This window comes from Acidimicrobiales bacterium (assembly GCA_025455885.1).
Taxonomy (GTDB): Bacteria; Actinomycetota; Acidimicrobiia; order Acidimicrobiales; family Acidimicrobilacustridaceae; genus Rhabdothermincola_A.
The window spans coordinates 159,327-172,175 of sequence record JALOLR010000002.1 but is presented as its reverse complement, the minus strand read 5'-3'; the positions used below and the strand labels follow the sequence as shown (position 1 = coordinate 172,175).

General features: G+C 71.7%; 15 protein-coding genes. 7 read left to right on the top strand and 8 right to left on the bottom strand.

Annotated features, from left to right (window positions below; all coding sequences use genetic code 11):
* Positions 1–21: 21 nt before the first annotated feature.
* Positions 22–639, bottom strand: a complete 618-nt coding sequence (locus tag MUE36_02430; protein MCU0309785.1) for a TetR/AcrR family transcriptional regulator — start codon at positions 637–639, stop codon at positions 22–24.
* 87 nt (positions 640–726) lie between these two features.
* On the opposite strand from MUE36_02430, the gene MUE36_02425 reads away from it, so the two are divergent.
* The gene (locus MUE36_02425) at positions 727–2,286 is read left to right on the top strand and encodes a DHA2 family efflux MFS transporter permease subunit (GenBank protein MCU0309784.1); all 1,560 of its coding nucleotides are present in this window, start codon (positions 727–729) and stop codon (positions 2,284–2,286) included.
* Positions 2,287–2,358: 72 nt separating this feature from the next.
* Here the strand turns inward: MUE36_02425 and MUE36_02420 are convergent, their stop codons facing one another.
* The 3 genes from MUE36_02420 to MUE36_02410 form a co-directional block, all read right to left on the bottom strand.
* Positions 2,359–2,880: a hypothetical protein gene (locus tag MUE36_02420; protein ID MCU0309783.1), complete on the bottom strand. Its 522-nt coding sequence runs from the start codon at positions 2,878–2,880 to the stop codon at positions 2,359–2,361.
* A gap of 47 nt (positions 2,881–2,927) precedes the next feature.
* A complete protein-coding gene (locus tag MUE36_02415) occupies positions 2,928–3,959 on the bottom strand; it encodes an SPFH domain-containing protein (GenBank protein ID MCU0309782.1) in 1,032 nt (343 codons plus the stop codon).
* A gap of 132 nt (positions 3,960–4,091) precedes the next feature.
* A complete protein-coding gene (locus tag MUE36_02410; protein MCU0309781.1) occupies positions 4,092–4,322 on the bottom strand; it encodes a hypothetical protein in 231 nt (76 codons plus the stop codon).
* A 54-nt stretch (positions 4,323–4,376) separates the two neighbouring features.
* Between MUE36_02410 and ric the strand changes: the two genes are divergently transcribed.
* The 3 genes from ric to MUE36_02395 all read left to right on the top strand — a co-directional run bounded on the left by ric (position 4,377) and on the right by MUE36_02395 (position 6,904).
* Entirely contained in the window at positions 4,377–5,090 is a 714-nt protein-coding gene (gene ric, locus MUE36_02405) for an iron-sulfur cluster repair di-iron protein (protein MCU0309780.1), read from the top strand.
* 26 nt (positions 5,091–5,116) lie between these two features.
* The gene (locus tag MUE36_02400; GenBank protein MCU0309779.1) at positions 5,117–5,806 is read left to right on the top strand and encodes a hypothetical protein; all 690 of its coding nucleotides are present in this window, start codon (positions 5,117–5,119) and stop codon (positions 5,804–5,806) included.
* Positions 5,807–5,893: 87 nt separating this feature from the next.
* Positions 5,894–6,904 (top strand): hypothetical protein, encoded by a 1,011-nt coding sequence (locus MUE36_02395; GenBank protein ID MCU0309778.1) that lies wholly within the window; start codon positions 5,894–5,896, stop codon positions 6,902–6,904.
* A gap of 108 nt (positions 6,905–7,012) precedes the next feature.
* Here the strand turns inward: MUE36_02395 and MUE36_02390 are convergent, their stop codons facing one another.
* Positions 7,013–8,233, bottom strand: coding sequence for a HAMP domain-containing histidine kinase (locus MUE36_02390; protein ID MCU0309777.1), 1,221 nt, complete (start codon positions 8,231–8,233; stop codon positions 7,013–7,015).
* Complete coding sequence (locus MUE36_02385; GenBank protein ID MCU0309776.1) at positions 8,230–8,955, bottom strand: response regulator transcription factor; 726 nt, start codon at positions 8,953–8,955, stop codon at positions 8,230–8,232. Before MUE36_02385 ends, MUE36_02390 begins: the two co-directional genes overlap by 4 nt.
* Positions 8,956–9,213: 258 nt before the next feature.
* On the opposite strand from MUE36_02385, the gene MUE36_02380 reads away from it, so the two are divergent.
* Positions 9,214–9,792 carry a DM13 domain-containing protein gene (locus MUE36_02380; GenBank protein MCU0309775.1) on the top strand — a complete coding sequence of 193 codons (579 nt, stop codon included), beginning with the start codon at positions 9,214–9,216 and terminating at the stop codon, positions 9,790–9,792.
* A gap of 114 nt (positions 9,793–9,906) precedes the next feature.
* On the opposite strand, the gene MUE36_02375 is transcribed toward MUE36_02380, so the two are convergent.
* The gene (locus MUE36_02375) at positions 9,907–10,419 is read right to left on the bottom strand and encodes an LURP-one-related family protein (protein ID MCU0309774.1); all 513 of its coding nucleotides are present in this window, start codon (positions 10,417–10,419) and stop codon (positions 9,907–9,909) included.
* An 11-nt stretch (positions 10,420–10,430) separates the two neighbouring features.
* Complete coding sequence (locus MUE36_02370) at positions 10,431–10,643, bottom strand: hypothetical protein (GenBank protein MCU0309773.1); 213 nt, start codon at positions 10,641–10,643, stop codon at positions 10,431–10,433.
* Positions 10,644–10,830: 187 nt separating this feature from the next.
* Between MUE36_02370 and MUE36_02365 the strand changes: the two genes are divergently transcribed.
* Together MUE36_02365 and MUE36_02360 are read left to right on the top strand one after the other, a co-directional pair.
* Entirely contained in the window at positions 10,831–12,165 is a 1,335-nt protein-coding gene (locus MUE36_02365) for a thioesterase family protein (GenBank protein ID MCU0309772.1), read from the top strand.
* The gene (locus MUE36_02360; GenBank protein ID MCU0309771.1) at positions 12,162–12,842 is read left to right on the top strand and encodes a DUF427 domain-containing protein; all 681 of its coding nucleotides are present in this window, start codon (positions 12,162–12,164) and stop codon (positions 12,840–12,842) included. The genes MUE36_02365 and MUE36_02360 overlap by 4 nt, the downstream gene beginning before the upstream one ends.
* Positions 12,843–12,849: the final 7 nt, after the last annotated feature.

The following is a 12,849-nucleotide window of genomic DNA, read 5'->3' as shown; positions in this document are numbered from 1 at the left end:
GCGGCTCGGGCGCCGGCCCGATCAGCGGGAGTCGGTGGCCAGGCCGCGGAGCATGGTGGCCAGCAACTGTTCGTAGAGCCGGTCGCGGTCCTCGACGAACCCGATGCCGGCCAGCTCGAGGGCGATGGCGCCGTGCATGCCCGACCACCACTGGGTGGCGACGTCGACCGGGTCGCCGGGTCGGAGGGCGCCGCTGTCGATGCCACGGGTCACGCAGGCCAGCAGGCCGTCGAAGGACTTGATGGCGGCCTCGTGGGACTCCTCCGACGGCTCGAAGCCGGGGACGGACTTGAGGAACATCACCGCGTAGGTGGTGGGGTGTTCGAGGGCCAGCGCCCGGTAGCGGTGGGCACCGAGCAGGAGCGCCTCGGCGGGGTCGTGGGTCTCGGCCAGCACGGCCATGGCCTCGGTGAGCGTGGCGAAGCCCCGTTGGAAGATGGCGTCGACGATGCCGTTCTTGCCGGCGAAATGGTTGTAGACGCCGGTGGGCGACACGCCGGCGGCGGCGGCGATGCGCCGCACGGTGAGCGCGTCGGGTCCCTCGGTCTCGAGCAGGTCGATGGCGCTGGCGAGCAGCGCCGCCTCCACGTCGGCGGACGGGGTGCGGTGTCGTCTTGAACGCGGGGTGGGTCGGGTCACGGACGTGTTCCAGCGAGGGGTTGACAGTGGAGAGATACAGTGTACCTTAGTTGTGGTACATCGTACCTTATTTCCCGAGGAGCCTCCGTGGACACTGACACCATTCATCGCCGCCGTTGGTGGATCCTCGTGGTCCTCGCCCTCAGCGTGTTCCTCGTCGTGGTCGACAACACCATCGTCAACGTGGCCCTTCCCACCCTCAACCGGGAGCTCGACGCCTCGATCTCCGAGCTCCAGTGGATCGTCGACGCGTACGCCCTGGTCTTCGCCGGGCTGCTGCTGCTCGGCGGCGGGCTCGGCGACCGCTTCGGGCGCAAGGGCGCCATGCAGGTCGGCCTCGTGCTCTTCGGCGTCACCTCGGTCCTCGGCGCGGTCGCCACCTCGTCGACCCAGCTCATCCTCGCCCGGGGGGCGATGGGCATCGGTGCCGCCCTCGTCTTCCCGGCGACGCTGGCCATCCTCACCAACGTCTTCACCGAACCGAGCGAGCGGGCCAAGGCCATCGGCGCCTGGTCGGCGGTGTCCGGCCTCGCCGTCGCCTTCGGGCCCATCACCGGTGGATTCCTCCTCGAGCACTTCTGGTGGGGCTCGGTCTTCCTCGTCAACGTCCCCATCGTGATCATCGCCCTCGTCGCCGGCGCCATCCTGCTGCCCACCTCCAGGGACCCGGAGGCGCACCGGTTCGACGTCCTCGGCACCCTGCTCTCGATCGGGGCCATCGGTCTGCTGGTCTTCACGGTGATCGAGGCGCCGCGTTGGGGCTGGACGTCGGTCGCCACCATCGGCGGTTTCGTGGGCTCCGCCCTGTTGCTCGCCGCCTTCATCGGCTGGGAGCTGCGCGTCGAGAAGCCCCTCATCAACGTGCGCATCTTCCGGATCCCCCGGTTCAGCGCCGCCGCCGCCTCGATCGCCGTGGCCTTCTTCTGCCTCTTCGGGTTCATCTTCATGATCACCCAGTACTTCCAGTTCGTCCTGGGCTACTCGACGCTGTCGGCGGGACTGCACACCCTCCCCTTCGCCATCTTCGCCGGGGTGACCGCCCCGATCGGCGCCCGGTTGGCACTGCGGTTCGGGGCCCGACCCGTGGTCGGAACCGGCCTGCTGAGCCTGGCGCTCGGGCTGGTCATCGCCAGCACCCTCGGCGTGGACAGCGCTTACTTCGGTCCGGTCGTGATCTCGATGGCGTTCCTCGCCATCGGTCTGTCGCTGGTCACCGCCCCGGCGACCGAGGCGGTGATGGGCTCCCTGCCCCGCGAGCAGGCCGGCGCCGGTGCGGCCGTCAACGATCTCACCCGCGAGCTCGGCGGCGTGCTCGGCGTCGCTGTCGTCGGCAGCGTGTTCGCCTCGGTCTACGGCCCCGCGCTGGTGAACGGCGTGGCCGCGTTCCCCGTCCCCGCCGAGGCGCTGGCCGCGGCCAGGGAGTCGGTGGCCGCGGCGTTGTCGGTCGCCGCCCAGGCTCCTCAGGTGGCCCAGGTGCCGATCGCCGATGCCGCCCGCTCGTCGTTCATCGACGGCATGAGCGCCGGGAGCCTCACCGCCGCCGGCTTCGCCGTGGCCGGTGCCATCGCCGCCTTCGCGTTCCTCCCCCGCAAGCCCCGCGCCGCGGAGGCCCCGGTCGGTCTGGCCTTCGAGGCCTCGGAGGCCTGAGCGGCCCGAGTCACCTGACCGCCCGGCGCTCCCGGAGTCTCGGGGGTGTCGGTCTGTCAGTCAGGCGGCCCGTCAGGCGTGGCGCCCGTGCAGTTGTTCCTTCAGGAACGACTCACGCGCCGCCCAGTAGGACACGGTGGCCGCTGCGAGGGCGATGCCGATGGTGACGAGGAACCCGGCGACCCGGAAGGGGCCGGGGCCGGTCTGGCTGACCAGGACGAACGCCCGGAGGATGCCGAAGGCGGCGATCACCGCGGCCAGTGCCGCGGTGACGTTGAGCAGCAGAGGGCGGCTGATGCCCCCGGGAGGGTCGACGGTGAGCACGAGGAGGGCGACGGCCAGGCCCAGGAGGGCCACGTCGCCGATCTCCACGACGTCGGTGAGGGAGAGCAGCCGGCCGCGGATCCCCTCGCCCACGGGGTCGGTCAGGAAGTTGATGAACCCGCCGACCACGTTGAGGATCGAGGCGGTCAACAGGCCGGTGGCGGCGAGGGTGGAGGGATCACGGAACAGCCCGCCCAGCATGCCGGCCGAACCGCGGTCGTCCTGCGGGGGCGGCGGGGGCGGGCCCGGGGCGTCGTGGGGCTCGTTCATCTCGCGAGCTTCCCACGGGTGGAGAGGCGATGCCCGCCTCCCGGGGTTCAGCCCTCCGGGTCGGGCGGGACGATGGGCAGGTCGAAGGAGCGCGAGGCGGACCGCGTGGGCGTCGGGTCGGCGCCCGCCCCGTCGACGGGGACCCCGATGAAGTGCCCGGCGGCCATCATCTGGCGGATGGTCGTCGACATGCCGTCGACCGATCCGTCGAGGGTGATGAGGTTGCCCTCGCCCTCCGCGGCGAAGTGGCGGATGGCCTCGGTCCACATCGCGAAGAGCACGAAGCTGGGGTCGAGGTGGGCGTCCTCCATGGCCTTGGCCGCCTCGGCCATGCCCTGGGCGACCTCTCGACGGAACGCCGCCACGCCCTGACCTCGCAGGCGGGCCGCCTCCATCTCGGCGGCCGCCGAGATCTTGATCGCGGCGCCCTCGGCCTCGGCCTTCTTGGTCTCGCGGATCAGCAGTGCGGCGCCCTCGTTCTCGGCGGCGACGCGCTCGTTGTTCGACGCCACCACCCGCTCCATCGACTGGGTGATGGCGGCGCCGAAGCTCATGTCGTTCACCTGGAGGTCGAGCAGGTGGTAGCCCCACTCGGCGATCTGGGTGTCGAACTCCTCCTTGACGTGCTGCACGATCTCGGTGCGCAGCCCCAGGATCTCGGCCTGGCGCTTCGTGGCCACGTAGCTGCGGATGGTTCCTTCGATCGAGCGCACGAGGGCCTGCATGAAGTTGCGCTGGTCGAGGAACTTGAAGGCCACGCGGGTGATGGTCTCCTCGCTGGCGTCGGCGACCGTGTAGAGCACCATCGTCGAGAAGTTGACGTTGGCCTGGTCGATGGTCGTGGCCTGGAACTGCAGCTCGACGGCCTGGTTCTGCACCGGGATGCGCTGGTGCACCTTCTCGAGCAGCGGGATCTTCAGGTTGAGGCCCGGCTGCATCAGGCGCTTGTACTTCCCGAACTGGGTGACCACGGCGACCGTGCTCTGCCCGACCGTGACGAACATCCCGAAGATCACCGCCAGGGCGACGACGAACAGGATGAGGGCCACGACGGCGACGGTGATCTCGGCGGTGCTCACTGGCATCGTCTCCTCTGCGGGTGCCCGTCCGGCGCCCATGGGTTGATCGGCCGATCAGACCGCGGCCTCAAGTCTGCTCGCGATCCGGCGGCGATCGTGGGTCGGCTGCTGGTGGGGGCCGGCGCCCCTCGGTCAGCCGCCCTGGCCCAGCGCGCCGAGCAACGAGATCACGACGAGGAGCACCACGACGCCGAGCATCAACAGGGCGGCGGGCAGCCGTGGGTGCACCGGCGCGTCGGCGCGATGCGGCGCGCGCTCACCGGCCGGGGTCCGTCCGCCCCCCTCGGCTGCGGCCCGGTCCTGGCTCCGGCGCCCGTCCTCGTGCTCGTCGTCCCACGTTGCCACCCGGTCAGGATAGATCATAGAGTCCCACACTATTGAAGTATGTGATGACGGCCGCACATCGGGAGGATGCTCGTGGAAGAGATCGGTGAGGATCCGACGCTGGCCGAGCTCGTCAGCACACGGCGGGGGGCGGCCCGGGTCCTCGAGCGCCACGGGCTGGACTACTGCTGCGGGGGTGCGCAGCACCTTCGTGCCGCCTGTGCCGATGAGGGCGTCGACGCCGACGACGTGCTCGAGGACCTGACGGCGCTCGCCCCCGGGCCCCACCCCGAGTGGGCTCTGCTCGATCCCGCAGCCCTCGTCGACCACATCGAGGCGACCCACCATCGGTACCTCCACGAGGAGATGCCGCGTCTGTCGGCCCTCGCCGCGAAGGTGGCCGGGGTGCACGGCGGTCGCCATCCCGAGCTGGCTCTCGTGGAGGCCACCTACGACGAGCTCCGCGCCGACCTCGAACCGCATCTGCGCCGCGAGGAGCAAGTGCTGTTCCCGATGATTCGTTGGCTCCACGGTGCGGCGGAGCGGCCGGCGATGGGACCGGCCGAACCGGACGGGCCGATCTCGGTGATGGTGGCCGACCACGACCGCGCCGGGGTGCTGTTGGCCCAGCTCCGCTCGTTGACCCAGGGCTACACCGTCCCCGAGGACGGCTGCGCCAGCTACCGGGCGCTCCTGGAGGGGCTGGCCGACCTGGAGGCCGACACGCACCTCCACGTGCACAAGGAGAACAACGTGCTGTTCCCGGTGGTGCTCGGAAGGGGACAGACCCTCGACGGCGACGCCTGACCGGGGCCGGCGGTAGCGTCCGCTCCGTGGCCGAGTGGGGAGGTCTCGATCCTGACAGCCCGGCCGGCAACGACCGACCGCTGCCCGACCAGCTCTTCCCCGCGTGGTACGAGCGGGGGGCGGCCCGGCCCGGAGGGCGCTGGCAGGTGCGGAGCTGGGTCGGGGGCGACCACCCCGACGGGGCGGTGGTCGACGACCCGGGCGACACCGCCGAGCTGTTCGAGATCTGGCGGGCCGACCTCGACGAGGAGCTCCGCCCCCGGCTCTGGTTCAACCCCCGGGCCCTGCCCCACACGCCACCGATGTGGTTCGTCGCTCTCCCCGAGCTCTCGTCGCCCCGACCGGCGATGACCCTCGTGGGGTACTCCGACCCGTGCGTGCCGGCGGGCACGGTGGTCTCGAAGGGGGCGTTCTTCCACCTCCCGGTGCGCAACGAGGACCAGGTGGGCGCGCTGCGGTGGTGGCGCGACGAAGCGGTCGCCGATCAGATCTTCGTCGCCCCGGCGTGGCGACGGCACCGGGTGGCCTTCGCCATGATCTTCGCCGCTTCGGCCTACCACCAGCTGATGGGATGGCCGGGTCGGCTCCACACCGACGGGCGCCGCACCCAGCTGGGCGAGAACCTCGTGAAGGGCCTGCGCAGGGGGAACCTGCCGGCGCCGCTCACGACGCTGATGCCCCCGATGGACCCCGAACCGGGACCGGATCCGACCTGATCCTTTACCGGATCGGTCGACTGCCCTAGCCTGACCGTATCGGCGCGCCCACGGTGGGTGGCCGGGTGGGAGCCGATCGTGTCGATCATGCGCAGCAAGGGCCTGTTGGCGTCGGTGGGCGTGGCCACGGCGACGGTGACGACGTTCGCAGGGGCCGCCCCGGTGGTGGTGAGCACGGCCGGTGCTGTCGACGGCGCCGACGACGCCAACACGATCGCCGCCGAGCCGACCACCGACGGCACCTTCGAGTCGTGCTCGGCGTACTTCGGCTACGGCAAGAACGAGGAGGACGCCGTCCTCGAGCTCACCACCTTCCCGGTGGCGGTGGAGGGCGGCACCCCCGAGGGGCCTGCGCCGACGGTGGAGAACGGTGGGATCGACGTCGTGCTGGTGATCGAGGACGTCGACGGCAACGAGCTGCGTTGCGTCCCCGAAGAGGTGAGCGAGGACGACTGGGACGACACCTGGGGCGGTACGCCGATCAACTTCCCGCCGTACCCCGGCCCGGGCCACTACCCCTACCCCAGCGAGGGCAGCGGCGGGGACGAGGAGTTCGAGGAGATCGTGGTCGACGAGATCCTGGGCACGCCGGCGGCCATCGGCGATCTCGGCGAGATCGACCAGGTGAGCTTCGAGGTCGTCGGTGTCCCGGAGGGCTACACGCTCGTCGACCCGGTGGCGGCCACCCCGCTCCCCATGATCCTCGATGAGACGTTCGGTGGCGGGTTGGAGGGGTTGATCGACGAGGTGGCCGCCGAGGTGGCGCTCCTGGCCGGGCCCGAGGCCGCGGCGGCGTGGACCGTGGCCATCAATGCTTGCAGCACCGAGGTCGAACCACCCAACGCGGACTCTCCGGAGCTGCTCGCGGCGATCCAGGCGCTGGCCGACGAGATCTTCGTCAGTCCTCCGACGGTGGAGTCGCCGGTGTCGTGTGGCGAGCTCGGCGAGACCTTCTTCGTCACCGCGTTCGTGCTGGCGGTCCGGGCCACGATCGCCAACGAGAGCCCGATCACGGTCTCGTTGCCGGTCCCGTCGCCCACGACGGCTGCCCCCCCTGCGGCCGCTGCGGTCGAGGTGACGCCGGCGTTCACCGGCTAGCGCCCGCCGGCCGCTCGGCCAGCCCCAAGCGCATCATCGTTCGTCTGCACGGACGAGCGGACGGGCGGCAGTCGCACACGGGACGGCGGCTCATCCGCCGAGCCCGGGTCAGTCCACCGCGAGGTGACGCTCCGTCGACGACGGGTGCCGGTCGGCCTCGGGTCCGGGGGGTTCGAGCGGCTCCGGCGGGAGCCGGAAGGCGACTCGTCCGCCCGGGGGCGGTTCCACCCAGACCTCGCCGCCGTGGGCCTCGACCAGGCCTCGGGCGATGGCCAGGCCCAGCCCCGCACCGCCCGTGTCGCGGGTCCGGCTGGCGTCGGCGCGGGTGAACCGGTCGAAGGCGGCATCCTCGAAGCCGGGCGGGAACCCCGGCCCGGCGTCGACGACCCGCACCCACGGCCCGGCCGGATCGGCGCCCACCGAGACCTCCACGTTCGATCCCGGCGGGGCATGGCGGATGGCGTTGTCGAGCAGGTTGCGTACGACGCGCCCCAGCGCACTCGGGTCCCCGGTGGTCCCCACGCGGCCGGTGGTGAGCAGCGTCAGGTCGATGCCGCCTGCGGCGGCGGTGGGAGCCAGGGCTTCCAGGGCCTCGTCGGCGATCTCGGCCAGGTCGATCGACTCGACGGCGAGGTCGAGGCGGCCGCTCTCCACCCGGACCAACAGGAAGAGGTCGTCGACGAGGACGGTGAGCGCCTCGACGTCGCGCTGCATCGAGCGGTAGTAGCGAGGGGTGTCGTCGACGACGCCGTCGGCCAGCGCCTCGATGGCCGCCCGCAGCGCGGCCAGGGGGGTGCGCAGGTCGTGGCTGATGTTCGACAGCACGAGGTTGCGCTCTTCTTCGAGTGCGGTGCGGGTCGCCTCGAGCTCGCCGAGGCGGGCGTTGAGCTGGTCGACCGCCCGACCCACGTGCCCCAGCTCGTCGGCGCGGTCGAGGAGGGCCCGGGCCTCGCGGTCGCCGTGTTCGATGCGCCCGACGACGTCCTCGAGATGGCGCACGTCGCGGCTGAGCGGCGTGGTGGCGACGAGCACGAGCCCCGTGGCGAAGACCGAGGTGATGATCAGCACGGACACGACGGTGGCCAGGTCGCTGCTGTCGAGCACCATGACGTAGGCGAGGGCGAACGCCGCCAGGGTGCCGAGGGCGAGGCCGGCGAGGGTGATCGTCAGCAGCTGGGCGCGGAGCGACCGGGTCCGACGGTTCATGGCTCGGACCGCCAGCCCGGCGGCGACCACCACGGCCAGGAGGGCGGTGGAGGCGACGAGCGCCCGGCCCGGGTAGTCGGCGATCTGTTCGTTCCACGCCGCCGCCCCGAGGAGCGCGCTCATGGCTCGAACCGGTAGCCGACGCCCCACACGGTGACGATCCAGCGGGGCTCGTCGGCGTCGGCCTCGAGCTTCTGGCGCAACCGGCCGACGTGCACGGTGACGGTGGCCGGGTCCTGGTAGTCGGGGGAGGAGTCCCACACCGAGGTCAGGAGCTGGCGACGGGAGAAGACCTGGCGGGGAGAGGAGGCGAGGTGCTCGAGGAGGTCGAACTCCTTCGGGGTGAGCGTCACGAGGCGGTCGTCCACCTCGACCTCGCGAGCGAGCCGGTCGATGCGCAACGCACCGAAGTCGAGCACGGGCTCCTCGCCGACCGTCCCTCCGCCCCCGACGGGTGCGGCGACGGGCTGGGTGCGGCGCAGCACGGAGCGCACCCGGGCTGCGACCTCACGGGGGGAGAAGGGCTTGACGACGTAGTCGTCGGCACCGAGCTCGAGGCCGAGGATGCGGTCGACCTCCTCCACCCGGGCGGTGAGCAGGATCACGGGGACGTCGCTGCCGCGGCGGAGCTCCTTCAGCACCGTGAGGCCGTCGGTGCCGGGCAGCATCACGTCGAGGACGACGAGATCCGGCGTGTTGACCGCCAGCCAATCGGTCGCCGCGGATCCGTCGCCGAGGGCGTGCACCTCGTAGCCCTCCCGGCGCAGATACTCCGCCACCACGTCGCGGACCGTCGGCTCGTCGTCGACGACGAGCACCGTGCCGGCGTTGGGGGACTTGTCCACGAGCGCCACCGTAGGCCCGGCGGGTTCCACGGTGGCGGGCGGAACCCGGAGTTTCGACATCGTTGCGGAGTCCGTGGGCCGCGCGAGAGATCGGCCCGGCATGGTGAGTCCATGACCACGACCTCCGCATCAGACACCCCATCCCCCCCCGACAGCTCCGACCCGCCGTATCCCGCGATCCCGCCCTCGGACGACGGCGGGACAGACGCGAGCCGCCGCCGACGTCGGCGGCGCTGGGCCCTGGCGGGGGCCGCCACCGTGGTGTTCGCCGTAGCCGCCGCGTTCGTCCTCGTCGTGTTCCAGCCGCAGAAGCTCTTCATCGACGACAAGGTCGACGAGGCGCTCCCCGGTCTCGTCGTGGCGGGCGAGCCCCCCGTCGTCGAGGCGACCCCGGCCGATGTCCCCGCGGAGCCGCCGGCCGGGGACCCGGTCGTGCCGCCGGCGCCACCGTTGCCGACCGACCCGTACGAGGCCGCTCTCGTCGAGGCTCAGCGGCTCGGCGCTCCTGTCGCCGTCACCGCAGGCGCGTTCGTCAGCGTCGACCATCCCACCTCGGGCGACGCCTTCGTCGTCGTGCAGCCCGACGGATCGCGCGTCCTGCGCATCGAGAACCTCGACACCGACAACGGCCCGGACCTGCGGGTCGTGCTGTCCACCGCCGAGGTGGGCAGCGGCGACTACGACGAGCTCGTCGAGCTGGGCCGGCTGAAGGGCAACATCGGGAGCCAGAACTACGAGATCCCCGCCGACCTCGACCTCACCACCATCCGATCGGTCGTGATCTGGTGCGAGCGGTTCTCCTCGAGCTTCGGTGAAGCCCCCACCGCCACCGGCTGACCGTTCGCTCGGGCCGGCCGGGCGAGCCGGCCTCGCCGGCCCGAGTCTTCGAGAAGGTCGTCTCACACCGGCATCGGTGCCGGCACGAGACGGATGCTCCGGCTCCCTCGGGGATCAGTCGTGCGCCATGGCGTCGATGCAGACGGCGACGGCCAGCAGCAACACGTCGTCCTCGCCGTCGGCGATCTCGATCCCGTAGGTGTCGCGGACGCGGAACCATCGCTTGGAGACGGTGGCCACCGTGTCGCCGTCGCGTTCGATCTCGTACTCGTGGTCCACGAAGTTCCCGTGGGCCTTCAGGTCCGGTCCTCCGTCGACGTCGATCTGGTACCGCTCGCGGATCCCGATGAGCGCCTTGTGCACTGTGGCGCTGCCAGAGTCGCGCTCGATGACCATCTTGTCGCGGACGCTCAGGACACGCTCCTGAATCTCGGCGAGGTCGTTGCCGTTCGCGTCCTCGAGGATGAACTTCTTGCGGAGGTGGAGGGCCTTGCCGTTGGCCTTGTAGATCCTCGATCCGTTCTCGTCCTCGATCCACGAGTCGTCGCCGATCGACATCACCTTGGTGCGCATCTGGAAGCGGTGGTGCCCACCGCCGCCACCGCCGCGTCGATCTCGAAGACCCATGACCGACCTCCTCAGACGGACCGGACCGACAGGCCGGCCCGGTCCTTCACGACGTAGGCCATGATCAGGGCCAGCGGGAAGAAGAAGAGGCTCAGGATGAAGTAGCCGATGAAGCTGTGGCCCTTGCGGCCGGCGACACGCGCCGGCCAGAACGCGAGCGCGACCCAGATGATCAGTCCGAGGATGCCGAGACTGATCCACCCGGCGCTGGAGAGTGCGAACACAGAGTCCTCCGAGGGGGAGCGGTTGCGCGGAGTCGGTCCCCGGGCGAGATGCCGACTCCACCATCTCCGGTGAGGTCCGTCATCGCCCACAGTGGATGAACGGGCGGCCTGCGCCCCGCCGGCAGACGGCGACCGTCGACAGGCGCTCCGTCAGGCGTCGCGTGGCGGGTGCTACGTTCCCCGCGCTGTGGAGCCTGCGTCCCCCGCTGAGACCGCCGAGGGAGCGCGCCGCCTCGTCGTCGTCGACCAGGCGCTGCGAGCCCGGGCCTGGTGGGGGGACACCCTCGTCGCCGAGTCGACGGCGACCGTGCGGGTGGAGGAGGACGGCGTCGAGCCCACGCTGTGGTTCCCGGCCGGGGACGTACGGGCGGACCTGCTCGTCGACGAGGGTCGGCGGGTGAGCTGTCCGGTCAAGGGCGAGGCCCGGCTGTGGAGCCTGGCCGGCACGATCGCCCCGGGCCAGGCCGGTCAGTCGGCACGAGGGTGGGCTGCGGAGGCGCCGCCCCGGACCGACGGCAGCGATGTGGCGTGGGGCGTCGACGAGCCGTCGGCTGCAGCCGTCGCGCTGGCCGGGCTCGTGTCGTTCGACCACGACCGGGTGCGCGTCGAGCTGGTCGACGACTGGGACACCGAGGACCCCCGGGGCGTCGTGACCCTCGGCTTCCCGAACTGGGGGGACGCCGTCGACCTGGTCGAGATCCTCGACGTGCACCACGACGGGGACCGGCGCTGGCTGGGCTCGGGCCGCTTCGACGCGTTCCGCCCGGTCGTCGAGGGCAGCCAGATGCTCGGCCAGGCGATGGTCGCCGCCGCCCGGCACAGCGGCGGCCGCCGGGTGGTGTCGGCCCACATGGTGTTCACCCGCCCCGGCGACGCCCGCCGCCCCCTGGAGTTCGAGCTCGACGAGATCACCCACGGCCGCACCTTCACCGCGGTCGGGGTGCGGGTGACCCAGGGGGGCCGCACGTGCGCGGCCGGGACGCTGCTGCTCGACGAGACCGCCCCCGACCTCATCCGCCACGAGGATCCGGGACCCGATGCCGCCGGCCCGTACGAGAGCCCTCCCTACGACATGTCCGTCACCGGTCGGGCGCTGCGCATCGTCGACGACGCCTACGACGGCTCCCCCGACGCGCCGGTCGGACCACCCGAGATCGACGCGTGGGTGAAGTTCCGGGAAGTCCCCGACGACCGGGCGCTCCACGCCGGTCTGCTCGCCCAGTTCACCGGGCACCTCTCGATCGCCGCCGCCATGCGACCCCACGCCGAGGTGAACCAGCACCAGGCCCACCGCACCGTGTCCACCGCCATCAACGCCATCGCGTTGTCCGTGCACGCCGACGTCCACGCCGACCGGTGGATGCGCTACCGCCACCTGTCCACGTTCGCCGGCGACGGCATGACCCGTTCGGAGTGCCGGGTGTACGACCTCGACGGCCGTCTGGTCGCCTCGTTCTCGGTCGACGCCATGGTCCGGGCGATGACCCACGCCGGCACGGTCGACCACCGCACGGCGCTGTGAGCCTCTCGTCGGGTCGGGGCCCGCTCAGCGCCCACCGGGCCGGGCGGTTCGTGCCCCCGATCCCGGACGGGACGGTGTACGTCGAGCCGCTGCCGCGCCGCGTGCGGGCGGTGGTGGACGGGCGCACCGTCGTCGACAGCGAGGAGGTGCTCCTCGTGCACCGCGGCGGTGGCCCTCCGGTGTACGCCTTCCCCGAGGGCCACGTCACCGGGTTGGCCTCCACACAGGAGCCGGCGGCGCCCGGGCACGTGACCGTGGCGTGGGAGGCGGCCGACGCCTGGTTCGAGGAGGACGAGGAGACCTTCCTGCACGCCCGCAACCCCTACCACCGCGTCGAGTGCCTCCGGACCTCCCGGCACCTGCGCGTGGCGGTGGGCGGCGTGGTCCTGGTCGACACCACGTCGACCACGGGGGTGTACGAGACGGCGCTCCCGCCGCGCCTCTACGTCGCCCGCGAGCTGGTGCGCACCGACGTGCTGGTTCGCAGCGCCACCACCTCGTTCTGCCCCTACAAGGGCACGGCGTCGTACTGGAGCGCGGTGGTCGACGGGATGACGGTCGCCGACGTCGCGTGGAGCTACGACGACCCGTTGCCCGAGAGCGAGGCCATCCGGGGGATGCTGAGCTTCTACGACGACCGGGTGGAGCTCACCCACGACATGCCGGGCGCCGGCTGACGCTCCG

What these genes read in the sequence shown, in the direction of transcription:
- MUE36_02420 (MCU0309783.1), bottom strand. Translation starts at nt 2,880, where the DNA reads ATGAACGAGCCCCACGACGCCCCGGGCCCGCCCCCGCCGCCCCCGCAG.
- MUE36_02410 (MCU0309781.1), bottom strand. Translation starts at nt 4,322, where the DNA reads ATGATCTATCCTGACCGGGTGGCAACGTGGGACGACGAGCACGAGGAC.
- MUE36_02395 (MCU0309778.1), top strand. Translation starts at nt 5,894, where the DNA reads ATGCGCAGCAAGGGCCTGTTGGCGTCGGTGGGCGTGGCCACGGCGACG.
- MUE36_02390 (MCU0309777.1), bottom strand. Translation starts at nt 8,233, where the DNA reads ATGAGCGCGCTCCTCGGGGCGGCGGCGTGGAACGAACAGATCGCCGAC.
- MUE36_02375 (MCU0309774.1), bottom strand. Translation starts at nt 10,419, where the DNA reads ATGGGTCTTCGAGATCGACGCGGCGGTGGCGGCGGTGGGCACCACCGC.